This is a genomic window from Streptomyces sp. NPDC005955 (genome assembly GCF_042871255.1).
Taxonomy (GTDB): Bacteria; Actinomycetota; Actinomycetes; order Streptomycetales; family Streptomycetaceae; genus Streptomyces.
In genome coordinates this window covers 230,821-256,492 of the sequence record NZ_JBIAIF010000009.1, presented here as the reverse complement: position 1 = coordinate 256,492, position 25,672 = coordinate 230,821, and the positions used below count along the sequence as shown (strand labels likewise).

Here is a 25,672-nt window from a genome sequence, read left to right as displayed (position 1 = left end):
GGCGGCCCGGTCACCCGCCGGCCTCCCCTGTCGCCGTGTTCAAGCCCCTCTGCTTCATGGCGGGCTACTCCTGCGGCGCTGCACCGGCCGCCTCGAACCTGGACGCCGCGCCCAGGGCGGCCAGCACGACGACCTCGACGGCGGCGCGGTTTCGCATGTTCACTGCCGGATCGGTTGTCTCGGCCCGGTGAATCAAAGTCGTGGAAGGTTCGTCGCCGCGGCCCCGCCGGAGGCGCCGAGCACGCTGGTGCCATCCTCATGGCGCACGAGCGATCCACCCGCTGTTCCTCGGACCGGGCCAATGTGGCAGGCGTTGCCCGAGGTGCGTTGTGGCGCGAACGCGGTGCCATCCGGCCGCGGTACGGGTCCGAATGAGGTGTCAAGGGACGCATCCGGCGTTCCATCGACCAAGGCGGTCACCATGCTCACCCTCGTCCTGATCGGTCTGCTCGGCGGTCTGATCACCGCTGTGTCACCGTGCATCCTTCCCGTGCTCCCGGTGGTGTTCCTCGCCAGCGGAACGGGCGGGGCACCAGAACGGGCGGGGAACACCGGGAGGAGTTTCGCTGACACGGCCGCGGCGGGTTCGGTGCTCCTCGAAGCACCGCCCGGTGCCCCACCACGCGCCGCCCGTAACCGTCGCCCCTACGCCGTCGTCACCGGCCTCGTGCTGAGCTTCAGCTTCTTCACCCTGCTCGGGGTGACGATCATCTCCGCACTCGGGCTGCCCGAGGACATCCTGCGCCACACCGGACTGGCCCTGCTCGTCCTGATCGGCCTCGGGCTGGTCTTCCCGCCCGTGGAACGGCTGTTGGAGAGGCCGTTCTCCCGGATTCCGCAGCGTCAGGTGAACAAGGAGGGCAGCGCGCTCGCCCTCGGGCTGGGCCTCGGAGTGCTCTACGTCCCCTGTGCCGGACCGGTCCTCGCCGCGATCACCGTCGCCGGGGCACGTGGCGAGATCAACGCCGACATCGTGGCCCTCACCGTGGCCTTCGCCGTCGGCACCGCCATTCCGCTGCTCGCGTTCGCCCTCACCGGCCGCCGGGTCGCAGAACGCGTCGCCGCATTCCGCACCCGTGCCCGCGCACTGCGGATCACCGCCGGACTGCTGATGATCGCCCTGGCCCTCGCGCTCGCCTTCGACGTCACCACCGCCCTCCAGCGGACCCTGCCCGACTACACCGCCGCAGCCCAGCGGAAGGTCGAGGACAACGACACCGCCCGACAGGAACTGTCCGGCCTCTACGACAACTCCAACAAGGCACTGTCCCGCTGCGAGGACGGCGCCGACGAACTGCGCTCCTGCGGCCAGGCACCGCCCCTCGAAGGCATCGACTCCTGGCTCAACACCCCGGGCGATCGGCCCGTCGACCTCAAGGACCTACGAGGGAAGGTCGTCCTGGTCGACTTCTGGACCTACTCCTGCATCAACTGCCAGCGCGCCGCGCCGCACCTGCGCGACTGGGACCGCGCCTACCGGAACGCCGGGCTACGCATCATCGGCGTCCACTCACCCGAGTTCGCCTTCGAGAAGAAGCGCGGCAACGTCGCTGACGGGACCCGCAAGTTGGGCGTCACCTGGCCCGTAGCCCTCGACAACGAACTCACCACCTGGAACAACTACCGCAACCGCTTCTGGCCCGCCAAGTACCTCGTCGACGCCGACGGAACCGTCCGCTACTTCAAGTTCGGCGAAGGCCAGTACGACCAGACCGAAACGATGATCCGGGACCTGCTCCGCCAGGCCGACCCCACCGTCGACCTCCCCAACCCCACCGGCCGGGCCGTGGACGACCTCACCGAAGACCGCACCCCCGAGACCTACCTCAGCACCCAGCGCATCAACGGGTACATCGGAACCCCCTTGGTAAGCGACAAACCCACCACCTACCGCTTCCCCAACCGGCCCCTGCCCCTCAACCGCGTCTCCCTCGACGGCACCTGGACCGCGGGCTACGAACACTTCACCGCAGGCCGCGACGCACGACTCGCCCTCACCTACCGCGCCAAGAACGCCAACCTCGTCCTCGCCGGAACCGGAAAGGTGACCGTACTCGTCAACGGCACACCCACCCGCACCCTCACCGTCTCCGACGCCCCCGCCCTCTACCGGCTCACCGACGAGGAGAACGCCCACACAGCGCACCTCGAACTCCGCCTCGACGAAGGACTCCGCGCCTACGCCCTCACCTTCGGCTGATCCCCGGCATCTCCCCCGCCCGCTCAGGCACGGAAGTACCTCACACGCCCACCTGCGCCGGCCCACGCGGACGCCCCCCGGCTCGACCTGCGCACCACGAAAGGGATCCGTGGACAGGGAGATGGAACACCCAGCCTGCGGGTACCGCCCCCGTTGGACACGACACGTGGAAGCTGTACGGCACGCCGGATGAACCCCAGGCGACCTCACATCGAATCGCAACGCGTCGACACCCACACCGGCCTTGAGTACACGTACTCATGACGCACCGAAAACCCGGTGATCGTATGGACGCATGGGAATCAACGCGAAGAACTCACTGGCGGGCGCGGCTTTGGTCACCTCGGCGCCGCTCATCCTGTGGGGTCTGATGGGGCAGCAGAACGAGCCCGGGTCCGTCCCGTCCGAACTCACACACGTCATGGAACCGATCAGGGCTCTTGAAGGCTGGGCGACGGCGCTCGGCCTGGTGGCACTGGCGGTCACCGGCGCCTGCACCCTGTACCTGCTGCGCGCCACCCAGAGCGGCGCTTGGGACCCACGCCGCTGGTACGTCCTACTGCCGTTGGCAGGCGCCGGCCTAGTCACCGCGTGGAGTCACCGTGTAATGACCGCCGGGACGGTCGACGCGAACATCGGAGCCGGGCTCGCGGTCTTCTTCGGCACCCCGGCGGTAGCCGGACTGTTGTTCTGGGCATTGGCACAGACGGTCCGCCTCCACGACAAGCGCAACACCACACACACAAACCCCACCCACCACTGACCGTCCTGGTGATGGGCACCGGTCCTCCAGGACGCGCAACTTGGGAACACGGCCCGCCGGTGGAAACCCGCCACACCACCCGGGCGCACCGGTGCACACCCACTCGCCGCCCCTCCCGCCCGGCGGCGGCCGGTGAGCTTCATCGAGGGCAGCGTCGAGCGCCCGAAAGGGACCTACCAATCACCATCGGTGATCCCGGTCAGCGGCGGCCGGTGGTCAGGATGACGAGGAACTGGCCGCCGCCCGCCTCGACACCGGCGGTCACAGGCAGCCCTGGTGCCAGTCGGGAGAACCGGTCCACCAGCCAATCCGCCGCCTCTTGGGCATCCTTCTTGGTCGGGCAACGGCCCACGATCTCGCGGCCCCCCTTGCGCTCCAGCCTGTCGGCAACGGCGATCAGCGGCGCGGGTTCGACCACGTACAGGCGCTCCGGCCAGGCGATGACCACCTTGACCGCACCCTTGCGGGTGTTGCAGCCGCGGTGGGCGAGCCGCTCGGCCACCTTGGCCTTCCGGTCGGCGGTCCGGCTGTCGACGCTGGGCCCCCGCGCGTCGTTCACCGACTTGTCGGGGTCGACCGGTTCGTCACACACCCAGCATCGCCAGCCGTCGCGCTCGGCCACATCATTGAGGAGAGTCATCCCAGCAAACTAGCCTGCCCGGCCGCCACCCGCGCAGCAGGGCCCTGCAACGCCTCGACACCGGTCTCTCCCCCGCCGGGGCCGACCGGAACCCGTGAACGACGGCGAGCCGTCCGGTCCCTAGGAAGCGCGGTATCCCTGGGCGGGATCGCGCAGCGCGCCGCAGATGCCGTCCAGTGCTTCCCCGAAGACTGGTGACCAGCCGAGGGACCGCAGCCGGCTCGCGTCGAGTGCCGCGTCCATCGCCAGGAATCCGGCCAGCGGGCCGTGGGTCTCCAGTGCTTCGGTCAGGCTCCACGACGCCACGGGTACCCGGGCGGCGTCACCGATCGCGGCCGCCAGCGACGCCATGTCGACCGGGACCGGCTCAGCGATGTGGAACACCCCGTGGGCAGGGGTTTCGAGCAGCGTGGCGTACCCGGTCGCAAGGTCGTTCACCTGCACGGTGGACCAGCGGTTGTCGCCCGGGGCCGCGTAGCGCGCCACACCGTCGGCGGTGGCCTGGTGGATCAGCCGGGCGACCGGTCCGCCGCCGTCGCCGTACACCAACGGGGGGCGGACGACGACGCCGCGGACCCTCGGGGCCTCCAGCACGCGGGCCTCGGCCAGGGCCAGCCAGGCGAGCGGTCCGGTGGGCTCCGCCGTGTCGTCCTCGGTGACCGGTGTCCGCGACGAGCGGGCGCGCGGCGCACCGGTCGTGGTGATGAAGACGCCGCCCTCCATCGCATCGAGCATGGCGGTCACCGCCGCCGCGTCCACGGCGGGCCGGTCCACCGTGTCGGTGGCGGCGGTGTGGACCACCGCGTCGCCGCCGGCCGCCCGTTCCGCCAGTACGGCGAGGTCGGTGAGGCTGCCCCGGACGGGGTCGCCGCCGTTCGCCCGTACCCTGGCCTCGGCCGCATCGCTTCTCGCCAGTCCGCGCACCCGGTGTCCGCGGGCGACGAGGGTACGGGTCAGCGCCGAGCCGATGTAGCCGCTCGCGCCGGTGATGAAGATGTCCACGGTGGTCTCCCTGTTCGTAGGGGGTTGTCGGGGGTCGTTGGGGGTCATCGGAGGCCCGGCGTGCTCCGGGTCCGCTTGGTCTCTGGGGTCCCCCGGCCTCGGGTTGTCCCGGGCTCTCGGGGGTTCGGTTCGATCGTAGGAAGCGGCAGGAGGGGCGGACATGCGCCGGAGTCCAGGTGTTATGCGTGATCGTTCAGGTCCGGATGCCCTCGGTACGTTGCTCGACCGGATACGGGTCGGCACCGGCCGGTTCGGACGCATCGAGCTCGGTGCGCCGTGGGGGATGCGGGTGGGGCCGCGGGACACCGTGACCCTGCATCACCTGCTCGACGGCGAGATGTGGCTGGACGCCGGCGGGCGGACGGTCCGGATCGGGCCGGGGGATCTGGTGATCCTCCCGCACGGCGTCCCGCACTCGCTCAAGTACCGTCCGGACGCCCGGGTCATGGCGGAGGAACGGTGGCACGGTTCGCTGCCGGAAGGCGGGTTGTCGGTGCGGCGCCGCTTCGGAGGCGACGGGGCGCGCACGGTGGTGCTGTGCGCCGAGCTCACTCTGACAGGTGCGGCCCGCGACCTTCTTCTGCGGGCCCTGCCGCCGGTGATCCATCTCCGGCCGGACGCGGACGGCGACCCCGTTCCGGGGCTGCGTCGGATTCTCGACGGTCTCCGTGAGGAGGTCCGCGACGGCCGGTCCGCCTCGCCCCTGCTCGCCGCGCGATTGGTCGAGGTGCTGTTGCTCCAGGGGATCAGGGCCGAGCTGGAGCGGCCGGCCGCGGTCGGTACATGGCGTGCCGCGCTCGGCGACGAGCGTGTGGGCCGGGCGCTCGACGCGTTGTACGGGGCGCCCGGGCATCCGTGGAGTGTCGCGGAGCTGGCCCGGGTGGCGGGTATGAGCCGGGCGGCGTTCGCGCCGCTGTTCCGGGAGCTGGTGGGCGAGAGCCCGATCGCCCATCTCACCGGGTGGCGCATGTCACTCGCGAAGACCGCGCTGTGCGAACAGCCCGATCTCCCGGTCGGCCGGATCGCCGCATCGGTCGGTTACGGCAGCGAGTTCGCGTTCAGTGCGGCGTTCCGGCGGGTGGTGGGGATGCCACCGGGCCGATACCGCGCCACCGCGGGGACCGCGGGAAATCCCTGGTGAGGGCTCTGTGGGTCGGGGTGTAGAGGTGTCGGGGAGGGGAAGCTCTAGAGTTCTCTCTCGTGCAGCGGCTTGAGATTTCCGACCTGATCACAGCAGTGGATCCACACAGCGGTCACCGCATTCCGGTCCGGCGCGCCGAGGTGATCCAGCGGCTCCGCGACAGTGGGGACGAGCGCGCGGTGCGGATCGTCGCCGGGTTGCCCGTGGACCGGGACGGTGTCCTCGATGCGCGCGCCGTGGATCGCTTGCTGATCAGCGTGCACACCGAGCTTCAGCGCCTGAGTGAGGAGCTGCGGATCGGTGAACGTCTGGTTCACCTGCTCGGGCCGCTCTTCACCGCGGTTCGGGCGGCTTCCGGGCAGCCCGGCCCGTACCGCTTGGTCGACGTCGGGTGCGGCCTCGGTTATCTGATCCGCTGGCTGGCGGCCACCAACGCGCTGGGCACGGACGTCGAACTCGTCGGGGTCGACCTTGACGCCGCGCTGGCCGAAGAGGCGCAGCGCCTCGCCCGTGCGGAGAACCTCGACTGCCGATTCGTCTCCGGGAACGCCTTCGACGTTCCGGAGGTCGCAACCGTGTACGTGTCCACCGGCGTGCTGCATCATTTCAGCGGGTCCGCCCTGGCCGGGTTCTTCCGGGCCCAGGCCGCCTCACCGGCGCTGGCCTTCTGCCACTACGACATCGCCGCCACCCGTCTGGCACCTGTGGGCGCATGGATCTTCCATCGTGCGCGGATGCGCAACCCGCTCGGTCGTCACGACGGTGTCGTCTCCGCGCTGCGCGCCCACAGTGACGAGGCCCTGTTGCGCGCTGCTGAGGTCTCCGGCATCCGCCCACTGGTGTACGAGCCGCGGGGCGCGGCGAACCCGTTCTGCACCACGTTGCGTCCGATCATCGGGGTGCGCCCGCAGTTGGAGGCGCCCCTTCGTCGAGCCCTGGGACGGGACGCGCGCCGCTTGGTCGGTCGGGCTGACCTTCTCGGGGCCGGCCGATGACGGTCGCCTTCGCCCTTCTCGTCCTCGGCCTGGTCGACGCGGCGTTCAGCGGATTCCGCGCCTACGCCGGCAGGGACGCCCGCATCCGTAAACGGCGGGCCACCACCCGCGCCGCCCTCCGCGGGCTGTTCGTCGGCGCGGTCGTGTTGCTCGCCCCCGTGTTGACGGCCGTGCTCCTGTTGTCGGCCACGCGGGACGCGGAACGGACCTACCGTGCGCTGGTGGCCGGGGGCAGCGGTTACCTGCTGCCGCTCGTCGTCTACGCCACGGCCGTGTTGCTGTCGCTCGCCGCCTACTTCGCCTTGCCGTTCCGTGCCAGCACCCTCGCCGTGGTGACCGGTCTCGGCCCGCTGACCCTGCTGCGCCCGCTCGCCGTTGCCGCTGCCTGCCTCGGCGCGGTCCTCAACGGCGGCGGTGCGTCCGCCCTGCTGGTCGGCGCGATCGCGGGAGTCGCCGTGCTGTGCGTCGAACCCATGGTGCACCGACGCTGGTACCGCCACGTCCAGTAGGCGGGGAGGGGTGGTTCCGTCTTCCGCCGTCCTGTTTCAGGGGGATGAAACCCTGGTGAAGCCGGGCTGAATGCGCCCTGCCGCAGCCTCTGCGGCATGACGACGCACACATCGCGCTCTCTCGCCATCGCGGCCGAGGGGCTGCGCAAGGCCTACGGGGACAAGACGGTCCTCGACGGCATCGACCTGGCGGTGCCGACCGGTACGGTCTTCTCCCTGCTCGGCCCGAACGGCGCCGGCAAGACCACCGCCGTCAAGATCCTCTCCACCCTCATCAGCGCCGACTCCGGCGATCTACGGGTCGGTGGACACGACCTGGCCACCGACCCGCAGGCGGTGCGGGCCACGATCGGTGTCACCGGGCAGTTCTCCGCAGTGGACGGGCTGATCACCGGCGAGGAGAACATGCTCCTCATGGCGGACCTGCACCACCTCCCCCGCCCCGAAGGCCGCCGCAGCACCGCGGAGTTGCTGGAACGGTTCGACCTCGCCGACGCCGCGAGGAAACCCGCTGCCACCTACTCCGGCGGTATGAAGCGCCGCCTCGACCTCGCCATGACGCTGGTCGGGGCCCCGCGGATCATCTTCCTCGACGAACCGACCACCGGACTCGACCCGCGCAGCCGCCACAACATGTGGAAGATCATCCGTGAGTTGGTGTCCGGCGGCGTCACCGTCTTCCTCACCACCCAGTACCTGGAGGAGGCCGATGAACTCGCCGACCGCATCGCGGTGTTGAGCGACGGCAAGATCGCCGCTGAGGGCAGCGCCGAGGAGCTGAAGCGGCTCGTGCCGGGCGGACACGTCCGGCTCCGCTTCACCGATCCGACCGCCTACCAGACCGCCGCCCTCGCCCTGCGCGAGGCCACCCGCGACGACGACTCCCTCGCGCTGCACATCTCCAGCAACGGCAGCCAGCGCGAGTTGCGCTCCATCCTCGACTGGCTGGACTCGACAGGGGTCGAGGCCGACGAGCTGACCGTCCACACCCCCGACCTCGACGACGTCTTCTTCGCCCTGACCGGTAGCACCGGTGCCCCCGACCAGCCCACGGAGAAGACCCGATGAACCTCGTATCCGTCGCCGTACGCGACTCCTCCACCATGCTGCGCCGCAACCTGCTCCACGCCCGGCGCTACCCGTCCCTCACCCTCAACATCCTGCTCACCCCGATCGTCCTGCTGCTGCTCTTCGTCTACGTCTTCGGCGACGTCATGAGCGCGGGCATCACCGGCGGCGGCGCCGAACGTTCCGAGTACATCGCCTATCTCGTCCCGGGCATCCTGTTGATGACCATCGGTGCCACCCCGGCCGGGACCGCGATCTCCGTATCCATGGACATGACCGAGGGCATCATCGCCCGCTTCCGCACGATGGCGATCCACCGCGGATCGGTGCTCATCGGACACGTCATCGGAAGCGTGCTCCAGGCACTCATCAGTGTCGCCCTCGTCGGCGCCGTGGCCGTCGCCATCGGTTTCCGGTCCACGGACGCCACGGCCCTGGAGTGGCTCGCGGCGTTCGGCCTCCTCGCGCTGGTCTCCGTGGCGTTCACCTGGATCGCCGTCGGTTTGGGCCTGGCCAGCCCGAACGCCGAAGCCGCCAGCAACAACGCGCTCCCGCTGATCATCCTCCCCCTCATCTCCAGCGCCTTCGTACCCGTCGACGCGATGCCGGGCTGGTTCCAGCCGATCGCCCGGTACCAGCCGTTCACCCCGGCCATCGAAACGTTGCGCGGGCTGCTGCTCGGCACCGAGATCGGCAACGACGGGTGGATCACCGTCCTGTGGTGCCTGGCCCTGACCGTTCTCGGATGCGCCTGGTCGACGTCGCTGTTCAACCGCGACCCGAAATGAGCGTGCGGGCCGCCTCCCGCAGTTCGTCCCGCCCAAGAGGGGTGTACCGGGACACCGCGTCGAGGTAGACCGTCTTGTCGGTGTTCTCGGCCGCCCGTCTGGCGCGGGCCTGCGACATCGTCGGTTGGAACTCGCGCAACACCCGCAACCGTTCGGCCAGTGCGATCATCCGTGCGGCGCAGGGGTCACCGGACACGAGCCCCGCCATGCCGAGCGCGTGCAGCACCGTCCCGAGCACCGGGAGCGGCGCGGGTGGGTGGGCCGGGTCGAAGAGCAGCGTCCGCAGCCGCTGCCGCAGTTGGCCGACGATCCCGGCGACGGGTTCGAGCCGGTCGGCGTGGGCGTGCGCCGTCACCGCAGCGGCCTGGATCTGTAGCGCCCACGGGTCGAGCCAGGGGTCGCCGCTGTGCACGGCGGCGGCCTCCGACATCCGCTGCACCGCGCTGTGCCACAGCGCGAGCCCGGTCTCCGTCTGCCCGCGGGTGAGCGCGATCTCAGCGCGCCCGCCCAGGTTCGGGCTGTAGAAGGCTCCCTGTGGTGGGAAGTCGTCGCCGTCGGCCTGACGCAGCCAGTGTTCGGCTTCGTCGGCATCGCCGCGTTGCAGACAAGCCAGGACGAGGGCGGAGCGGATGCCGATGTAGTCGTGTTCGTCACCGAGCCGCGGCAGTATCTCGATCGCCCTCTTGAGGTGTCGGTACGCGGGCTCGCCCTGCCCCGTCTTCAGGCACAGCTCGCTGATGCGGGAGTGGCCCATGAGCTGCACCAACGGGTTGTCGACCGACGCCAGTGCGCCGGCCATGCGATGGGCCGACGCGAGTGCACGGTCGACATCGTGTTCGTACTCCCACACGTAGGTGGCGACGCACTCGGCCACTCCCGCGACCATCGGTCGTGCACTCCCACACAACGCGTGCAACACCTCGTGACGAGGGGGCGCCATGTCGGGTACCGCGCACAGCACGACCGCGATCGCGCGCAGCAGCGTGTCCGGCGCAGGCGTCGGCAACCGGCGCAGGACGACGAGTTGGCGGGCCACACCAGCGTGCGGGCCGTAGTCCATGTACTGGCTCGCGACACACAACACCGCCGCGGCGCGGGCCACTTCCACATATTCGGGCTCCGGACGGAAATGCGACAGGAACGGGCCCACGTCCGTAGTGAGAGCAGCCAGGCGAGGGTAGTTCGAGTCAGTGGACCACAGGGCGGCCAGGACCGCGGTGAGAGCGGCGACCGCGGGGCCATCGGCCAGGGCCAAGGCGTGTCGCAGGGCCGACACGAGGTTGTCCTGCTCGGCCCTGATCCGCTCCCACGCACTCCGCGGTTGCGGACCGAACACCCAGTCGTGGTACCTGACCCCGAAGTCCCTCGCCCAGACGACGAACCGGCGGACGGCCTCGTCCTCCTCGCCCCTCTCCGCACGACGGGCCGCGCTGAACTCCCGTACGGTCTCCAACATCCCGAACCGCACACCGGCAGGGGTGTCAGTGACCGTGAGTAGCGACTGACCGACCAACTCCTCCAGCCGGAACAACGCGTCCTCCCCGAGGACCTGTTCCGCCGCTCCGGCCAGGAATCCGCCCGGGAAGACGGACAGGGTGCTGAGGGCCGCCCGGGTGTCCTGTGCGAGCAGGTTCCAACTCCACTCCACGACCGCGTGCAGGGTGCGGTGACGCTCCGGTACGTCCCGCGCCCCACCGCGGAGGAGCGCGAACCGGTCGCCGAGACGCAGGGCGATCTCCCCGACCGACAGCACGCGTACCCGCGCTGCGGCCAACTCCACGGCGAGCGGCAGCCCGTCGAGGTGGCGACACAACTCGGCCACCGTGTCCGGCGGCAGTTGCACACCGGGTCGGGCGGCCCGGGCCCGCTGGGTGAACAACTCGATGGAGGTGTCGAGACCGAGCTCCGGCAGCGCGTACACCGCCTCCGAGGTCAGGCCGAGGGGAGCCCGGCTGGTGGCGAGCACCCGCAGGTCCTTCGAGGACGCGACGAGGGCCCGTACGAGGTCAGCGGCGCTCTCGACGACCTGCTCGCAGTTGTCCAGGACCAGCAGCGCGGGCCCGGCGCCGAGCACTCCGAGGATGCCGGACACCGGATCGGGCGGTGCGAAGCCGCTCAGGGCGCCGGGCCGCCCCTCCCCCGCGCCGAGCGCGGACGCCACCTCCGTGGCCACGTCCTCATCCGCGGTGACACCCGCGAGGGACACGAAATGCACCAGGCGCTGCTCCGCCCGGCGGCTCACGGCGTGCGCGAGCCGGGTCTTGCCGAGGCCACCGGTGCCGACCACGGTGACCGCGCGGGAGTCGCGCAGCAGCCGCGCCACCTCCGCGATGTCCTCGTCCCGGCCCAGCAGCGGGTTCGGCTCGTACGGCACCCCGTGCCTGATCAGGGGGGTCTCACCGCGCAACAGTTCCTGGTGCACGGCCATGAGCTCGGCGCCCGGATTCGTGCCGAGTGCGTCGCGTAGTTCGCGACGATACGCCTCGTAGCGCACCAACGCGGCGGACGGTCCCGCTGTCGCCGCTTCGCTGACCAGCAGTTGAACGAGGACCTCCTCGTCCCGCGGATGCTCTGCGGCGGCCACCGCCAGCAGTTCGGCGGCCTCCGCGTGCCGGCCCAGTCGGGCGAGTGCGATTGCCCGCGCGCGTACGAGCGCTCTACGGACCGGGGCACGCTCGGCACGTAACGCGGCCAAGGGGTCCTCGGTACGATCGGCCCCGTCGGGAGTCCCCTCCCACAGCGCGAGGCCGGCTTCGGCCGCAGCCAGCGATCCCGCGGGGTCGCCGGCCCTGGCCCGGTGCGCGCTCGTGGCAGCGTGGAGGAGCAGGGCCGAGCTGTCGACCTGGTCCTGGCCGAGGGCGAGCCGGTACCCGGCCGGGGTACTCACCATGACGTCGGGGCCCAGGCGCGCCCGCGCCCTGGACACGAGGACCTGCACCGCCTTGCCCGGCCGCTCCGGCAAGTCGTCCGGCCACAGCCCCGCCACCAGCCGCTCCGTGCTGCATCCCGTACGCAGATCGCCCGCGAGGAGCGCGAGGAGAGCGCGGAGTCGGGGCGCGGTGACCTCCTGTCCACGGTAAGCGACACGCGGCAACAGGATCAGATCGGTGGTCACCCGTGCAGACTAGCCAAGGCCCGGTCGCCGGGGTTTCCGGCACGTCGGGTCCCGCGGCCCTTCGCCGGCTGGACGGTCAGCAACGTGAGCGCACAAGCCGCTGGAGCAGTTCGTCGTGGCGCGACCCGTAGACGTGGCCTGCCGATCTCAACGGGGGGCGTCCGTCGCACCGTTGGTGGAATGCGGTCGAGTGCCACGGCAGCCTTTCGCGGGTGACGACGACGAGGCCGAGGTACTGGCGGTCGGTGGCGCGACGGATCCGAGCCCGGCAGGCGCAGCGCCGGCGACGACCGCACCGCCGCTCCGTGAGCCCCGACCCGCCGGTCTTCCCTGCGAGTGCGGATCCACACCCGGCACCGCCGCGCTCGGCGCGGGTTCCCGTGACGACACGCCGCCCTCAAACGATCTCTTGAGGAATACCCCCGGGGGGTATATGGTTCTGGTGGGTGCTCGGGCCACCGACACCCACCAGAAACGCATCACCAGCACGCTCAGACAGGCGGAGACACGATGACGAACCATTCCGGCCACGACATGACCAGCCACAGCGGCCACGGCGGGGCCCGTCCCGGCGGCCTCTCGGTCTCCGAAGACGGATACACCCTCGAATTCGACTCGACGATCCTCTCCACCGGAGTGCAGACGATCAGCTTCCGGATCACCGGCCCCGACGGACGGCCGGTGACCGAGTTCACGCCCGAACACGGGAAGGAACTGCACCTCATCGCCGTCCGGCGCGACACGACCGGGTTCCAGCACGTGCACCCGGTGAGGGACGAGAAGGGCACCTGGAGCGTCGACGTGACCCTGGTACCCGGAGACTGGAGGTTCTTCGCCGACATCCACCCGGCCGGCCGAGAGGGGACCATGACGCTGGGGATCGACGCCTCGGTCGCCGGGCAGTACGACCCCCAGCCGCTTCCCGGGGACACCCGCACCGCTCACATCGGCGAGTACAGCGTCACCCTCGACGGAGAGCTGGAACCCGGCGGAGCGAGCGACCTGACACTCACCGTCCACCGGAACGGCCAGCCCGTCACCGACCTCCAGCCCTACCTGAGCGCGTACGGGCACCTGGTGGCGCTGCGGGTCGGCGACCTGGGCTACCTCCACGTCCACCCGGAGGGCGAGCCCGGTGACGGCACCACCGAACCCGGACCCGAGATCACCTTCATGGCCACCGCTCCGTCAGGTGGCACCTACCGCCTCTACCTGGACTTCCAGCACGACGACGTCGTCCGGACGGCCGAGTTCACGGTGCGGACCACCACGGCCACCCACGGCACGGACGCGGCAACCCTGGCCACGCCCCAGCACACGAACCACCACGGCCACCACTGATCGCACGCACACCACTGGACGACGGACGGCCGGGACGCACGGCGCAGCACGAGCGTCCCGCCGCCGGTGCATCCACGTCGGAAGGACCGTCATGCCCCGCCTCGCCCGACTCACCCCCGACACCGCGGTCGGCGCCTCGCGCGACCTCCTCGCCGAGTTGGCCTCCCGCCACGGCCCGCTCGGTGACATGGTCTCCACGATGGCGCACTCACCCGCCGTTCTGGGCGGATACCTCCAGCTCAGCCGGGCCATGGGACGAGCCAAACTCGACCGCGGGACCAGCGAACGGATCTCCATCGCCCTCCAGGTCCTCCAGGGGTGCCGGCTGTGTCTCGACGCGCACGTGAGCGCTGCCCGTGCACGCGGAGTGGACGAGGAGGAGATCGAGCGCGCCCGCTCGGGCACCTCGGCCGATCCCGCGATCGCGGCGATCATCGCCCTCGCCCTCCAGATCTACCGCGCCCCGACGTCGATCACCGATGCGCAGATCACCGCGTTGCGTGAGCACGGCTACAGCGACCGCGCGATAGCCGACGTCGTCGGCGTCGTCACCCTCAACGTCCTCACCGGCGCCTTCAACCTGCTCGCGGGCCTCACGCCGGAGAGCGGCACCGATGTGTAGGGACGTCCCGGCCTCCCCCTGTGGGGCACGGTCTCCGCCCCGAGGCCGTGCCCCACCGCATGGACACGGAAGGACAACACGCCATGCGACTGTTCGCCAACCGCGACTACCGCCACTTGTTCGGCGCCCAGATCATCGCCCTGTTCGGTACCGGGCTGGCAACGGTGGCCCTCGGACTGCTCGCCTACGAACTCGCCGGCCCGCGCGCCGGTATGGTCCTGGGCACCGCGCTAACCGTCAAGATGGTCATGTACGTGGTCATAGCCCCCCTCGCCGCCGCGTACGTCGACCGCTTCCCCAGAAGAACCCTCCTGATCCTCCTCGACGTGGTGCGCGCCGCGGTGGTCCTGGCGCTGCCGCTGGTGACCGAGGTCTGGCACATCTACGTCCTGATCGGTCTGCTCCAGGCCGCGTCGGCAGCGTTCACCCCGACGTTCCAGGCCGTGATCCCCGACATCGTCACCGACGAGTCCGACTACACCCGCGCCCTGTCGGCGTCCCAGGTCGCCTCCACCATGGAGAGCCTACTCAGCCCCGTTCTGGCGGCGGTCGCCCTCGCGTTCATGAGCTTCAACTGGCTGTTCCTGGGCACCTCCGTCGGCTTCCTCGTCTCCGCCCTGCTCATCTTGCCGACGCGCATCCCCGAAGCCCGCCCCAGTGCCCACACCCGGGTACGGGACAAGGTGGCAGCAGGGATCAGAACCTTCTTCCGCACACCGCAACTGCGCGGCGTCATGGCGCTCAACCTCGTGGTCGCGGCGGCAGGATCGATCGTCGTCGTCAACACCGTCAACTACGTCCGTGACGAGCTCGGCGGCTCGCAGTCGGACGTCGCGTGGACGCTCGCCGCCTCCGGCAGTGGAACCCTCCTGGCCGCCCTCGTGCTCCCCCGGGTCCTCCGCAGGATCACCGCCCGCAGCGTCATGGTGGCCGGTGCCGGAGTCCTCGTCGGCGGCACGATCGCCGCGGTGACCCTCACCACGGCCGGCCTGGCCACATGGACCGGTACGGCGATCGTCTGGACCGTGATCGGCGTCGGCATGGCGCTGGTCATCACACCGACCGGCAACGTCCTGCGCGCCTCCGTCGAACCGAACGCGATCCCCGAGGTCTTCGCAGCCCAGTTCTCCCTGTCGCACCTGGCCTGGCTGATCACCTACCCCATCGCGGGATGGCTCGGTACGAACTCCGGCTTCGCGCTTGCCTGGTCCGTCCTCGCGACCCTCGCCGGAGCGGGCGCCGTCGGCGCCCTCCTCCTGTGGCCGCGCCACGGTGGACGGCAGGTGGCGACCGTGCCCTCGACGCACGACCGGCCCGTGTCCCGGATGGACAGGTCGGCCCTGTCCAAGGCCGCGTAAGTCACCTGCACGGTTCGGGCCGCGAACCCGTTCGTCCCTGGTCAGACTTCCGGAAGGACAAAGGCCGTGACCGCCGTCTCGCTTCACTCGGGCGGCGGTCACGGTCCTTTCCCATGGCCGTCCGTGTGAAAGGACGCCGTCATGTCGCCCGGGCGACTGCGCCCGCCGCGCCCGCGTCTCAGCGGGCCGGCCGAGGTCACCCTGTCGTTCGCCCTGCCCCGTCCGACTGCGGCCCCGACCATCCCGGTCGGACGGTGTGCCGTGGGCCGGTGGGGACGCTGCAAGAGCCCACCCGATCGTGGGCATCGTGCCAGGGGGAGGGCTAGATCGGGTCCAGGTCGGTGTGCACCAGGTGGTGGTCCGAGATCGTGGTGGGGTGTACACCGTGCTCGCGCGGGGTGATGCCCCGCAGGAAGACGTAGTCGAACTTGCTCAGCCAGTCGGTGGTCGGCTTGCAGGCTCCGACGAGCGAGGGGCGGCACTCGGGGTCCACGTCCGCGGCCAGGGCCCACAGGTCGGCGAGTTCGGGGGCGTCCGGCACCGCGTTGAAGTCGCCGAGAACGATCGCTCGGTCATGCCGGGCGACATCTCGGGCGAGTACCTCGACCTGGTGTGCCCGGACTGATTCTTGGCGTCGTTGGGCGAGGTGCGTGTTGAAGACCCGGACGAGCTTGCCGCCCACCTCGGTCGTGACCGCCAGGTAACCGCGGTCTTCGGAGCCGCCGTCCGGATACTCCGTCTTCACGCGGTCCGTCATCGGCGCTGCCGAGAGGATCGCCTGGCCGAAGGCCCCCGGGCTCCACGGCATTCCCCCGCAGCGGCCGCGATGGGGGAGAACGGCTCCGTACTCGACGTGGTAGACCAGCCCGTACACGCCCTCCAGGTAGTCCCGGATCCTTTCGACGTCACGCACGCACGCTTCTTGCAGGCCGATGACCTGGGGTGCGTAGGTGGCGATGTCAGCCGCCCGGTCGATGTTGCCTTCCTTGCACGGGTTGCAGAGGTTCCACGTCATGACCCGGTTCGGTACGACGTCCCGCGCTGCTTCGGCGGGCAGCGACCTCGCGAAGAGCGCTGAGCTCGGTGCGCTGGGGCCGACGAGCAGCATGCAGGCCAAGGTCATGGCGCCCGCGATCAACCACGTGCCCCGTCCGAACACCGTCGCCTCCTCCAAGTGGGTACGCATGCATCTGATGTCTCCATGCACGAGGTCATGGGGCCAAGCCGTCAGCAACACGTGTGGTACAGCGCATCCGTTGTGCCCGGACGGCCGTCGTCAGCGGGTTGTCGACCCGTGAGCGGACGGACCGGTCGAGCGCTCCGAGTCACCCTGGTCGGGACGCTCGGCTCCGCTGACCTCCGTGAGGCAATCGCCAGCGTACTGGATCTCTGCCGGGGCGTTCCGGTTCGCCTGAAGCACGCAGTACGTCGTCTCCGGCCCAGCTCAGCACGGCCCTGTCGCGCCGGGATCCCGACGGACGACCACTCCTCGTCGTCGTACGGCACCAGGACCCGCAGTGCCTTCACACCTGCCCCGGCCGGAGGCGGGCCGCGTGACCCGGTCCGCTGGAATCCGCCCCGGAACGGGAGGCGACCTCCTGAGTACGGCAAGCGATTTTCAGTGCCCCGGAGCCCATCACGTCATCGCCGCCCGCGAACGGCCCCGACTCGCCCCGTCCGAGCCGCGTGCCTGCACGTGCACACCTAGCGTGACCTCTGGAAGGGTAGGGACGTCGTCAGACCAACCGAACAGAAGGGAAACGATGAGCACCGAGACGCTGGAGTTCCAGGCGGAAGCACGGCAGTTGCTGGAGCTGATGGTTCATTCGATCTACTCGAACAAGGACATCTTCCTGCGGGAACTCGTCTCCAACGCCTCCGACGCCCTGGACAAACGACGTCTGGCCGGACTCAAGGACGAGGCACTCAGGACGGACGACCTGCACATCGAGATCGAAGCCGACACGGAGGCCCGCACGCTGACCGTGCGGGACAACGGCATCGGCATGTCCCGCGAAGAACTGGTGGAGTTGATCGGCACCATCGCCAGATCGGGCACCGCCGAGACGCTGCGCCGCCTCAAGGAGAACAAGGAGTCGGCCGAACTGATCGGCCAGTTCGGGGTCGGCTTCTACTCCGTGTTCATGGTCGCCGACCGGACCACCCTGCTCACCCGCAAGGCCGGTCAGGCAACGGGCGTGCGGTGGGAGTCCACCGGCGACGGTACGTACACCGTCGAAACCGTGGAGGACGCTCCGGAAGGCACGTCGGTCTGTGTGCACTTGCGGCCCGCCGACGAGGAGGACGCTCTCTACGACTACACCGACGAACGTAAGATCCGGGAGATCATCAAGCGGTACTCGGACTTCATCACCTTCCCGGTCCGGCTCGGGGACGAGACCCTCAACTCCATGAAGGCGCTCTGGGCCCGTCCGCGCGCGGAGGTGAGCGACGAGGAGTACCAGGAGTTCTACCGGCACATCAGCCACGACTGGACGGATCCGCTCGACATCATCCAGATGCGGGCGGAAGGCACCTTCGAGTACGAGGCCCTGCTGTTCCTGCCCTCGCGGGCCCCGCACGACCTCTACCAGCGCGACACCCGCCACGGCCTACAGCTGTACGTCAAGCGCGTCTTCATACTGGACAACAGCCGCGAACTCCTCCCGGACCACCTGCGGTTCGTCAAGGGTGTCGTCGACGCCGCGGACCTGTCGCTGAACATCTCCCGCGAGATCCTCCAGCAGGACCGCCACATCCAACTCATCCGGCGGCGGCTGGCGAAGAAGGTCCTGGCCTCCGTCAAGGACCTGATGACCAAGGACGCCGAGAAGTACCGCACGTTCTGGCGTGAGTTCGGGCCCGTCGTCAAGGAGGGGCTCCTCGACGCATCAGAGGACCACCAGGCGATCCTCGACCTCGCCTCCTTCACCTCCACCGCCGGCGACGAGCCCACCACCCTCGCCGACTACCTCGCGCGGATGCCGGAGGGTCAGGACAAGATCTACTTCATGACCGGTCACAGCCGCGCACAGGTCGAGAACTCACCCCATCTGGAGGCCTTCCGGGCCAAGGGGTACGAGGTCCTCCTCCTCACGGACCAGGTGGACGAGATCTGGGCCGAGGCGGTGCCGGACTACCGGGACACGGAGTTCCGGTCCGTCACCAGGGGCGTGCTCGACCTGCCTTCCGAGGAGGAACCGTCCCCCGAACAGGCCGACGCCTACGCAGCGGTGCTCACCTGGCTCAACGAGACGCTCGACGACGTCAAGGACGTGCGCCTGACGACCCGGCTCACCAGTTCCCCGGCCTGCCTGGTCAGCGACACCGACGGTCTCACCCCGGCGCTGGAGAAGATGTACAAGGCGATGGGCCAGGGGCTTTCGCCGGTCAAGCGCATCCTGGAGCTCAATCCGCAGCACCCGCTGGTCAGTGGTCTGCGCACGGCTCACGAACAGCGCTCCGACGACCCGGCTCTCTCCGAGACGGCCGAGCTGTTGTACGGCACCGCCCTGCTTGCGGAGGGCGGAGAGCTGACCGACCCGGCGCGCTTCGCCTCCCTGCTCGCAGACCGGCTGAGCAAGACGCTGTGAACCGCAGCTCGTTGAAGGCCGGCTGCCGCGACCGTCCCCGCGGGTCTCTGCCCATCTGAGACGTTGCGGGTCGAGGGAGCTGCCCGATGTCGAGTCCGTCGTGGCCCTGCCGGATGAACGGCGGGGCCACGACGGCGGACGGGTCTGCATGACGAACCGGTGACGGCGGCACCTTCACCCGTAGGCCCGTCCGCGCGGTCGATCTCGCCCCGGAACTCGTCGTGCTCGCTCGCCAACTCGCGCCGGGCAAGCTCGTCGTCCTCTCCCACGCGCCCGACAGCGGCGGGCACGAGCAGATCGTCGACCTGCCGCACGGGACCCTGACCACCCCATTGGCTGCGCCTGCGGCAATGTCTGGTCGACTCCCGCGACTTCCGTCTCCGGCAGGAACAACTACGCGCCGACCTGCACCGCTGGTAGTCCCGGCAGCATGAGCGCCCGTCTGTTCGGCGGCGCCGATCTGGCCGAGGCGGAGTGCCGGCTGGACGCGCACACCGAAGCGGGCGACGTCTCGGCGGCCGAGCGAGAGTACGTCCGTCTCAGCGGAAGGCACACACGGCGCGGACGATGCGGGGGGCTCATGCGCACTGCTTCCGCAGGGCGGTGCGGAGCTGTGGCGTGTCAGACGGGGAGGGAAGAGCGGCAGGAGCAACCCCCACTCAGCAGGGGCGCGCCGAGTCGTGGCGGGATTCCCTCCGGCTTCCCGGCGCTCGTATGCTCCGGACCGCGATGCCCGAGTTGTGGGGGCTACAGGTCCCGGCGTTCGGAGACCCGACAGCAGGAGCAGGGAAGAGAGCACACATGATCACGATTCATCTGAAGTACGAGATCGACCCCGATCGCATCGAGGACTTCGAGGAGTACGGCCGCAGATGGGTCGGCCTCGTCAACCGCTTCGGCGGCACCCATCACGGCTACTTCCTCCCGAGCGAGGGTGACAGCGACATCGCCTACGCCCTCTTCTCCTTCCCCGACTTCGCGCAGTACGAGCGTTATCGGGTGGACAGCGCCACCGACCCCGCGTGCCAGGCGGCGTTCGAACTGGCCCGTCGGACGCAGTGCATCCGACGCTATGAACGCCGATTCCTGCGCCCCCTCGACACCTCGCCGACCGCTCGGGAACAGCCGTCCGGGTGAGGCGGTCCGGTCCCGCCCGTCGGACCGGGCGGTACGGACCGACCGTCCCGCTCGGGCCGAAGCGGCGATCCGACCTCCCCCTGGCACGGACGGCCTCACGAAGCCGCTGGCGCCGCCGGGTCCAGAGGAGAGGGGCGGAACGCCCCGGGCGGGGCTCCCTCAGAGGGTGGGCAACCTCGTCACCTCGACATGACGCTGCTCAACCGGGTCTCCCGGGCTTCGGAAGCGTGAGGGTAGGCGGCTGACCGGTTCTGGAAGGAGAGGATCTTGGGGTTCCGGACGACGCCGTCACGGATCTCGATGGCCCGTCTGACCGTGACGTCGGCGTCCCACGCCTCGGGACCGCTCATGACCGTGCGCAGGTAGGGAAGGAGGGCCTCACTGATCTCCCAGGTCGCGGAGTTCCACAGGTGTGACGGGCTGTGGTCCACCCCGTAGGAGTGGCAGCCCTCCCCCACCCCGAACATGGGTTCGTCGAAGGTCGTCGGGCGGGCCCAGGCGAAGCCCATGCCCTCGTCGCAGGCGACGTCGACGAAGAAGGTCCCCGGCCGGAAGAGGGGCAACTCCTCGTCGGTGACGAAGGTGAGCGGCGCATCGGTGTCCTGCAAGACGCAGTTGACGATGATGTCGAACCCGGCCAGGTACTCCGCCATCGGCACGGAACCGGTCTCCGTGACCACTTCCAGGCGGGTCGGATCGCCCTCCTGTTCCTGGAAGTGGCCCATCACGACCGAGGGCATCGGTGAGGCCACCGCCGTGGCGGCACGCCGGGTGAGTACCGTGACGTCGGAAACCCCCATGGCGCCCAGGCCCGTGACCGCACCGCGCGCCGTGGCGCCGAAGCTGATGACCACCGCGCGCAGACGGCGTCCGTAGCTGCCCGTCAGCCCACCGAGTTGGAGGGCGTGCAGCACCGAGCAGTAGCCGGCGAGTTCATTGTTCTTGTGGAACACATGGACACTGGACGCGCCAGCCGAGGTCCAGTGGTTCATGGCCTCCCAGGCGATCAGCGTGAGCCGTCGGTCGATGGCGGTCTGGGTCATCTTCTCGTCCTGCACGCAGTGCGGCCATCCCCACAACACCTGGCCCTCGCGCAGTTCGGCGATGTCGTCGTGCATCGGTTTCGGCAGCAACAGGACGTCACACTCGGCGAGGAGCCCCGCGCGGGAGCGCAGGCCGGCCACGAGTGGGCGCAGCGCGTCATCGGCGATGCCGAACCGTTGGCCGTACCCCTCTTCCAGGAAGATCTTCTCGCGTACGTCCGGGGCGATCCGGTCGAGGTGGCGGGGGTGCAGCGGCAACCGGAACTCGTTCTCCTTGCGGGAGGACGCGATTACTCCGAGGCTCATCGGACTCATGTGGGGCGGCTCATTTCCGACCGGACGCGATGCGCTCCGGCATTGGCCGTGACCCGAGGGCGACGCCGAAACGGATGACGGCGTGCGAGGTGCGCTCGGTACCGCCACCGTACTCCGTCCCGGGCCTCCGGGCGCTCACCGCTCGTTCGAGCGCGAACACCCGTGAACACCCGGGGGTCCGGTCAGCTTGGCGAGGGTGATCGCCCCGGGAGGCGTCCACCGCGCCGAACGGACGGGGACGTCGCTCGGGCTCGCCGGCTGCCAGGCGGTGGCACCGTTACGGCGCGAGGTCTGTCGAGCTGCTCGCGCGTCTCGTCGCTCAGTGTGGCCAGCCCGTCGTCGTACTTCACGAAGGGCGCCCGGACTCCCAGCAGCGCTCGGTCTCCGGCTCCTCCTCCGAGGAAGTTCCCGAGTAGTCCGCGAGTCCTGTCTGCAACCCGTGCTTTCTCTGCCTCCAGTTCGGATCGAATCGCCCTTGGGCCTGTTGTGGTAGTGCTGATCGCGCGGTCAGCCCGGTGGCAACTGGGCGTCCGTCCGGGCCTATGGGACATGATGGGTGCTGGGAGCGAGCAGTTGCAGAGGAGTGCCTTGAGCAAGACAGTGCCGGTGATCTCTGGTGACGCGATGATCTGGGCCTACGACGTGGCACTCGGAGTTCTCTTCATCGCAGCGGCAAGAGTCTGTGGGGAGACGCCTCCGGATCTGCAACCCTCATGGCGGGGGGAGTTGGAGCAGGATCTCCGCACGCACGCATTGGTCGGCAGCAATTTCGCCGTCCTCCTCGACGACTACGGCGCCGAACAGAAGCAGGAACTCCTGAAGTGCGCTCTGGAGGCGGCTCACCGAATCGAGGCCCGCGGTGGGGTGACACGAGACGAAGTCTCGACATGGCCTGAGTTGGAGGAGAGCGCCACCAGTTTCCTGCGCGGTGCACAGCACATCGACGCCGCTCCGCTTGTTGAGTTGGCGGAGGCGCTGGCTGATCTTGCGGCCGGCACTCTCCCTCCTGCCCCGGCTGAGCGGCACTGGTACTTCGGGACTCCGGAGGGTCGAATCCTTCAAGGCGGATAGGCGTGGCTGGGACCGTGCTGGTCATAGCCATTCGTTGATGGCAGCCACTGGCTCGGTCGCGTGGCAGCGGACGGCAAGCTTGTCGTACCTCGTCGTAACCGCACGGTGGCGCTTGAGCCGGTTGATTCCGCACTCGACCGCATGCCGCTGCTTGTGGTCGCCTTGACCGTTCCCACCCCGCCCCGCGCCACTTTCACCAGCTTCGCGAACCGGCCGGTCCGCAAGCGCGTGAACGTCTCGACCCACACCGGCTCAGCCCACAACACCCCATCGATGCAGGAGAAATGCCCAGAGCCGAGCCTTCTGCAACACCCTTTAGAAGGCGTAGGGGCCGAACCGGCCCCAAGCGATGACGACGGCTATGACGAAAAGGACCGCGTTCACTGCGATGCTGGGCAGTTCGCGGGCCCGCAGGTGGGTGATCGCGGCGCCGATCATGAGCAGGGCCACGCCGACGGCGGCGATCGGGGTCCAGACCGGTGCGAGGTCGGTGGCTGCCGGGGCCACGAGCCCGATGGCGGCCAGCACCTCCAGCACGCCGATGCCCCTGATCTGGGCCGGGGTGAAGGAGTTCACCCAGTTCATCGATACGGCGAGCTTCTCGCGGGACTGGGCGAGCTTGGATCCGCCGGCGGCCAGCATGACCAGCACCAGAAGGATCTGCAGGACCCACAGGAAGACGTTCACGGCAGGTTTCCTTAATCTGTGAAGGCGTTGAGGGGCGGCGCTGCCGCCCCCGCCCGGTAGTCAGATACGGGTGAGTGTGCGGTCGGCAGTCATCGCGGCGGTGTGGGATCGGTGTGCTGCTGCGCACCGAGGTCCCTCAGGCTCTCCGTGCCCGGCGTCGCGACCAGCGTCGGTTCGTGCTTGATCACCGTGAGGTCGGCCTCCCGCAGGTCACAGGCATCGGCGCCGATCGGGTCGGTGCCCAGATGGCGGCGGGTCACCGTGCCCTCGGCGTGGGCTGGGCGAGCCGCTTGACCTCGACGCGGTCGGCGATCTCCTTGCTGCTGGCGGACGCCGCCGGGAAGGTGCTGGGGTCCGGACGGAACAGGCACATGGAGCTTCTCACTTCTGCATGGGTGATCAATGGGCACGGCCGGACAGCCCCGGCTCGTGCTTCCACGCTAGCACGCAAACGGACTTTACCCCGCTTAGTTGTTTCAGGGAGGTACATTGGAGCTTGTGAACTTGCCTGTCGTGCCCTTCGGAAAACCGCGCCATGAACGCGCTGACGCGGTGCGCAACCGCGAACACCTCCTGCGGACCGCCCGCGAGATGATCGCCGAGCAGGGAACGCAGAAGGTGACCATGGACGCCCTCGCCGAACGCGCCGGCCTGGGCAAAGGCACCGTGTTCCGCCGCTTCGGCACCCGCGCAGGCATCTTCCAGGCCCTCCTCGACGAGGACGAGCGCCACTTCCAGGAGCAGGTCCTGTCCGGCCCGCCTCCCCTTGGCCCCGGCGCGGGTCCGGCCGAGCGCCTGATCGCCTACGGTCGCGCCCGCATCGCCTTCCTCCTGGACCACCACGCCATCGCACGGGCTTCCCTGGACCGCACCCAGCCCATCCCCGTCGGCGGCGCCACCATGACCCGCCCCCACATCCGCATCCTCCTCGGGCAGACCCGCCCGTCCCCGCCCTACCTCGACGATCTCGCCGTCCAGCTCACAGCGGCGCTGGAGGGCCCCCTCCTGCTCTACCTGTCCATGGACGAAGCCGACCCCGCCCCCGACGCCGGGCACCCCCTGGCCGAGAGCTGGCAGAACCTCATCGAACGCCTCCTGCACGACGCCACCCCCACACCACAGCAGGTAGATCCCGTCTGATTCCGCAGCAAGCAGAGCGACGTCGAGGGTGCTTTCGTTGACCTTCGTCCGCAGGTCAACGAGTCGCTGGAGGTGTTCATCCCATCGTTTGCGCCAGAGCATCTCGGGCCAGCTGGAGCGGAGCGACACCAACTGGCGGCGCAGGAGCGCGAGGCGCGGATGGTGGCCGTTGTGGAGGTGTAGTCGCGGGCCTGTTCGAGGGCTTCCTCGGCACCCGGCCGCGATCACGTCCACGGTCGCCCGCTGGACGTTCTCGTCGGACAGGACGTACACGCTCTCGTGGGTGCCAGTTTATGCTGCAGCGGCTTGCCCGCACTGCGCGGCCTCCAGGGCCTGGCCCGAGTGCCGACCTGAAGAGCGTGTCACGGGCTTCGAGGCACCGCTTCAGTGCCTCGTGCGTACTCCGGTCCCACAACCCTCGCACAAGCGTGCAGGGTTGCCGTCCTGATCGGTCACCGGCCGTTTCGGTGCATCAGATACCCCAGGGCCGCCTCGGACAGGCCACGGACGCCGGGCACGCACTTGCCGCAGCCGTCGCAAGGTCGTTCGATCACGTTCCGGTCCGTACCGTGCGCATTCCCTCCGTTTCGAACGCGCAGAGTACGGAGATTGGGGGGCGGCCGACCCCAGGGTGATCTTGATCAACCGAGGAAGCTGAGCCGCACCTGACGGTTGGCATTGTCGATGTTGGTGTCCACCAAACAGACCGACTGCCAGGTACCCAAGGCCAGTTCCCCGGCGACGACGGGCAGGGTCGCGTGCGGGGCCACGAATCCAGGGAGGACGTGGTCGCGTCCGTGCCCGGGGCTGCCGTGTCGGTGCTGCCAGCGGTCGTCCGCCGGGAGCAGTTGGTGCAGGGTGGCCAGGAGGTCGTCGTCGCTGCCCGAGCCGGTCTCGATCACGGCGACGCCCGCCGTGGCGTGCGGGACGAAGACGTTGAGCAGGCCGTCCCGGCCCACCGCGACGTCCCTCAGGAAGGACGTGCAGTTCTCGGTGAGGTCCATGACCGTCTCGCCGGAACCGGTGGTGACGTCGAGTACGCAAGTGGTGAAGGTGTGGGACATGGTTCCATGCTGACTCAGGAGCCGTCCGGACCGTTGGATCACCGCTCCCATCCGGACGGGCGCGGACGGGGGAACCACGG

The 25,672-nt window shown here is 69.5% G+C and carries 24 protein-coding genes; 14 read left to right on the top strand and 10 right to left on the bottom strand.

The window, feature by feature from the left end:
• Window positions 1-421 precede the first annotated feature (421 nt).
• Together ACFYOU_RS22670 and ACFYOU_RS22665 are read left to right on the top strand one after the other, a co-directional pair.
• A complete protein-coding gene (locus ACFYOU_RS22670; protein WP_391307984.1) occupies window positions 422-2,200 on the top strand; it encodes a cytochrome c biogenesis protein CcdA in 1,779 nt (592 codons plus the stop codon).
• A 295-nt stretch (window positions 2,201-2,495) separates the two neighbouring features.
• Window positions 2,496-2,963 carry a hypothetical protein gene (locus tag ACFYOU_RS22665; RefSeq protein WP_391307983.1) on the top strand — a complete coding sequence of 156 codons (468 nt, stop codon included), beginning with the start codon at window positions 2,496-2,498 and terminating at the stop codon, window positions 2,961-2,963.
• A 199-nt stretch (window positions 2,964-3,162) separates the two neighbouring features.
• Here the strand turns inward: ACFYOU_RS22665 and ACFYOU_RS22660 are convergent, their stop codons facing one another.
• Both ACFYOU_RS22660 and ACFYOU_RS22655 read right to left on the bottom strand, forming a co-directional pair.
• Window positions 3,163-3,603 (bottom strand): hypothetical protein, encoded by a 441-nt coding sequence (locus tag ACFYOU_RS22660; RefSeq protein ID WP_391307981.1) that lies wholly within the window; start codon window positions 3,601-3,603, stop codon window positions 3,163-3,165.
• A 120-nt stretch (window positions 3,604-3,723) separates the two neighbouring features.
• Window positions 3,724-4,605, bottom strand: a complete 882-nt coding sequence (locus ACFYOU_RS22655) for an NAD-dependent epimerase/dehydratase family protein (protein WP_391307979.1) — start codon at window positions 4,603-4,605, stop codon at window positions 3,724-3,726.
• Between the two features lie 181 nt (window positions 4,606-4,786).
• On the opposite strand from ACFYOU_RS22655, the gene ACFYOU_RS22650 reads away from it, so the two are divergent.
• On the top strand, window positions 4,787-5,746 hold the full coding sequence (locus ACFYOU_RS22650) for a cupin domain-containing protein (protein WP_391307977.1): 960 nt from the start codon (window positions 4,787-4,789) through the stop codon (window positions 5,744-5,746).
• Window positions 5,747-5,790: 44 nt separating this feature from the next.
• Here ACFYOU_RS22650 and ACFYOU_RS22645 read toward each other — a convergent pair whose 3' ends face one another.
• The gene (locus ACFYOU_RS22645; RefSeq protein ID WP_391308044.1) at window positions 5,791-6,063 is read right to left on the bottom strand and encodes a hypothetical protein; all 273 of its coding nucleotides are present in this window, start codon (window positions 6,061-6,063) and stop codon (window positions 5,791-5,793) included.
• On the opposite strand from ACFYOU_RS22645, the gene ACFYOU_RS22640 reads away from it, so the two are divergent.
• The 4 genes from ACFYOU_RS22640 (at window position 5,950) to ACFYOU_RS22625 (ending at window position 9,106) form a co-directional block, all read left to right on the top strand.
• Window positions 5,950-6,741, top strand: coding sequence for a methyltransferase domain-containing protein (locus tag ACFYOU_RS22640; protein ID WP_391308039.1), 792 nt, complete (start codon window positions 5,950-5,952; stop codon window positions 6,739-6,741). The two genes, ACFYOU_RS22645 and ACFYOU_RS22640, sit on opposite strands and share 114 nt — an antisense overlap.
• Complete coding sequence (locus ACFYOU_RS22635) at window positions 6,738-7,250, top strand: hypothetical protein (RefSeq protein WP_391307975.1); 513 nt, start codon at window positions 6,738-6,740, stop codon at window positions 7,248-7,250. Before ACFYOU_RS22640 ends, ACFYOU_RS22635 begins: the two co-directional genes overlap by 4 nt.
• A gap of 96 nt (window positions 7,251-7,346) precedes the next feature.
• Complete coding sequence (locus tag ACFYOU_RS22630) at window positions 7,347-8,318, top strand: ATP-binding cassette domain-containing protein (protein WP_391307974.1); 972 nt, start codon at window positions 7,347-7,349, stop codon at window positions 8,316-8,318.
• Complete coding sequence (locus ACFYOU_RS22625; protein ID WP_391307972.1) at window positions 8,315-9,106, top strand: ABC transporter permease; 792 nt, start codon at window positions 8,315-8,317, stop codon at window positions 9,104-9,106. Before ACFYOU_RS22630 ends, ACFYOU_RS22625 begins: the two co-directional genes overlap by 4 nt.
• Here the strand turns inward: ACFYOU_RS22625 and ACFYOU_RS22620 are convergent.
• Window positions 9,087-12,221 (bottom strand): BTAD domain-containing putative transcriptional regulator, encoded by a 3,135-nt coding sequence (locus tag ACFYOU_RS22620; RefSeq protein ID WP_391307970.1) that lies wholly within the window; start codon window positions 12,219-12,221, stop codon window positions 9,087-9,089. The two genes, ACFYOU_RS22625 and ACFYOU_RS22620, sit on opposite strands and share 20 nt — an antisense overlap.
• Before the next feature lie 510 nt (window positions 12,222-12,731).
• On the opposite strand from ACFYOU_RS22620, the gene ACFYOU_RS22615 reads away from it, so the two are divergent.
• The 3 genes from ACFYOU_RS22615 (at window position 12,732) to ACFYOU_RS22605 (ending at window position 15,542) form a co-directional block, all read left to right on the top strand.
• Window positions 12,732-13,562, top strand: coding sequence for a hypothetical protein (locus tag ACFYOU_RS22615; RefSeq protein ID WP_391307968.1), 831 nt, complete (start codon window positions 12,732-12,734; stop codon window positions 13,560-13,562).
• A gap of 91 nt (window positions 13,563-13,653) precedes the next feature.
• Window positions 13,654-14,184, top strand: coding sequence for a carboxymuconolactone decarboxylase family protein (locus ACFYOU_RS22610; RefSeq protein ID WP_389768891.1), 531 nt, complete (start codon window positions 13,654-13,656; stop codon window positions 14,182-14,184).
• 83 nt (window positions 14,185-14,267) lie between these two features.
• Window positions 14,268-15,542 (top strand): MFS transporter, encoded by a 1,275-nt coding sequence (locus ACFYOU_RS22605; protein WP_391307966.1) that lies wholly within the window; start codon window positions 14,268-14,270, stop codon window positions 15,540-15,542.
• A 322-nt stretch (window positions 15,543-15,864) separates the two neighbouring features.
• Here ACFYOU_RS22605 and ACFYOU_RS22600 read toward each other — a convergent pair whose 3' ends face one another.
• Window positions 15,865-16,728: an endonuclease/exonuclease/phosphatase family protein gene (locus ACFYOU_RS22600; RefSeq protein ID WP_391307965.1), complete on the bottom strand. Its 864-nt coding sequence runs from the start codon at window positions 16,726-16,728 to the stop codon at window positions 15,865-15,867.
• A 577-nt stretch (window positions 16,729-17,305) separates the two neighbouring features.
• Here ACFYOU_RS22600 and htpG point away from each other — a divergent pair.
• Complete coding sequence (htpG, locus tag ACFYOU_RS22595; RefSeq protein WP_391307963.1) at window positions 17,306-19,135, top strand: molecular chaperone HtpG; 1,830 nt, start codon at window positions 17,306-17,308, stop codon at window positions 19,133-19,135.
• 801 nt (window positions 19,136-19,936) lie between these two features.
• Window positions 19,937-20,272, top strand: coding sequence for an NIPSNAP family protein (locus ACFYOU_RS22590; protein ID WP_391307962.1), 336 nt, complete (start codon window positions 19,937-19,939; stop codon window positions 20,270-20,272).
• A 179-nt stretch (window positions 20,273-20,451) separates the two neighbouring features.
• On the opposite strand, the gene ACFYOU_RS22585 is transcribed toward ACFYOU_RS22590, so the two are convergent.
• On the bottom strand, window positions 20,452-21,630 hold the full coding sequence (locus ACFYOU_RS22585; RefSeq protein WP_391307960.1) for a N(5)-(carboxyethyl)ornithine synthase: 1,179 nt from the start codon (window positions 21,628-21,630) through the stop codon (window positions 20,452-20,454).
• Between the two features lie 588 nt (window positions 21,631-22,218).
• Here ACFYOU_RS22585 and ACFYOU_RS22580 point away from each other — a divergent pair.
• A complete protein-coding gene (locus ACFYOU_RS22580) occupies window positions 22,219-22,701 on the top strand; it encodes a hypothetical protein (RefSeq protein WP_391307959.1) in 483 nt (160 codons plus the stop codon).
• 315 nt (window positions 22,702-23,016) lie between these two features.
• On the opposite strand, the gene ACFYOU_RS22575 is transcribed toward ACFYOU_RS22580, so the two are convergent.
• From ACFYOU_RS22575 to ACFYOU_RS22565, 3 genes are all read right to left on the bottom strand, one after another.
• Window positions 23,017-23,388, bottom strand: coding sequence for a DoxX family protein (locus ACFYOU_RS22575; RefSeq protein WP_391307957.1), 372 nt, complete (start codon window positions 23,386-23,388; stop codon window positions 23,017-23,019).
• Between the two features lie 89 nt (window positions 23,389-23,477).
• Window positions 23,478-23,648 carry a hypothetical protein gene (locus tag ACFYOU_RS22570; RefSeq protein WP_391307955.1) on the bottom strand — a complete coding sequence of 57 codons (171 nt, stop codon included), beginning with the start codon at window positions 23,646-23,648 and terminating at the stop codon, window positions 23,478-23,480.
• Window positions 23,645-23,773 (bottom strand): hypothetical protein, encoded by a 129-nt coding sequence (locus ACFYOU_RS22565; protein WP_391307953.1) that lies wholly within the window; start codon window positions 23,771-23,773, stop codon window positions 23,645-23,647. Before ACFYOU_RS22565 ends, ACFYOU_RS22570 begins: the two co-directional genes overlap by 4 nt.
• A gap of 113 nt (window positions 23,774-23,886) precedes the next feature.
• Here ACFYOU_RS22565 and ACFYOU_RS22560 point away from each other — a divergent pair, with 113 nt between their 5' ends.
• The gene (locus tag ACFYOU_RS22560) at window positions 23,887-24,528 is read left to right on the top strand and encodes a TetR family transcriptional regulator (RefSeq protein WP_391307951.1); all 642 of its coding nucleotides are present in this window, start codon (window positions 23,887-23,889) and stop codon (window positions 24,526-24,528) included.
• A gap of 641 nt (window positions 24,529-25,169) precedes the next feature.
• Here ACFYOU_RS22560 and ACFYOU_RS22555 read toward each other — a convergent pair.
• A complete protein-coding gene (locus tag ACFYOU_RS22555) occupies window positions 25,170-25,592 on the bottom strand; it encodes a YjbQ family protein (RefSeq protein WP_389768861.1) in 423 nt (140 codons plus the stop codon).
• Window positions 25,593-25,672 lie beyond the last annotated feature (80 nt).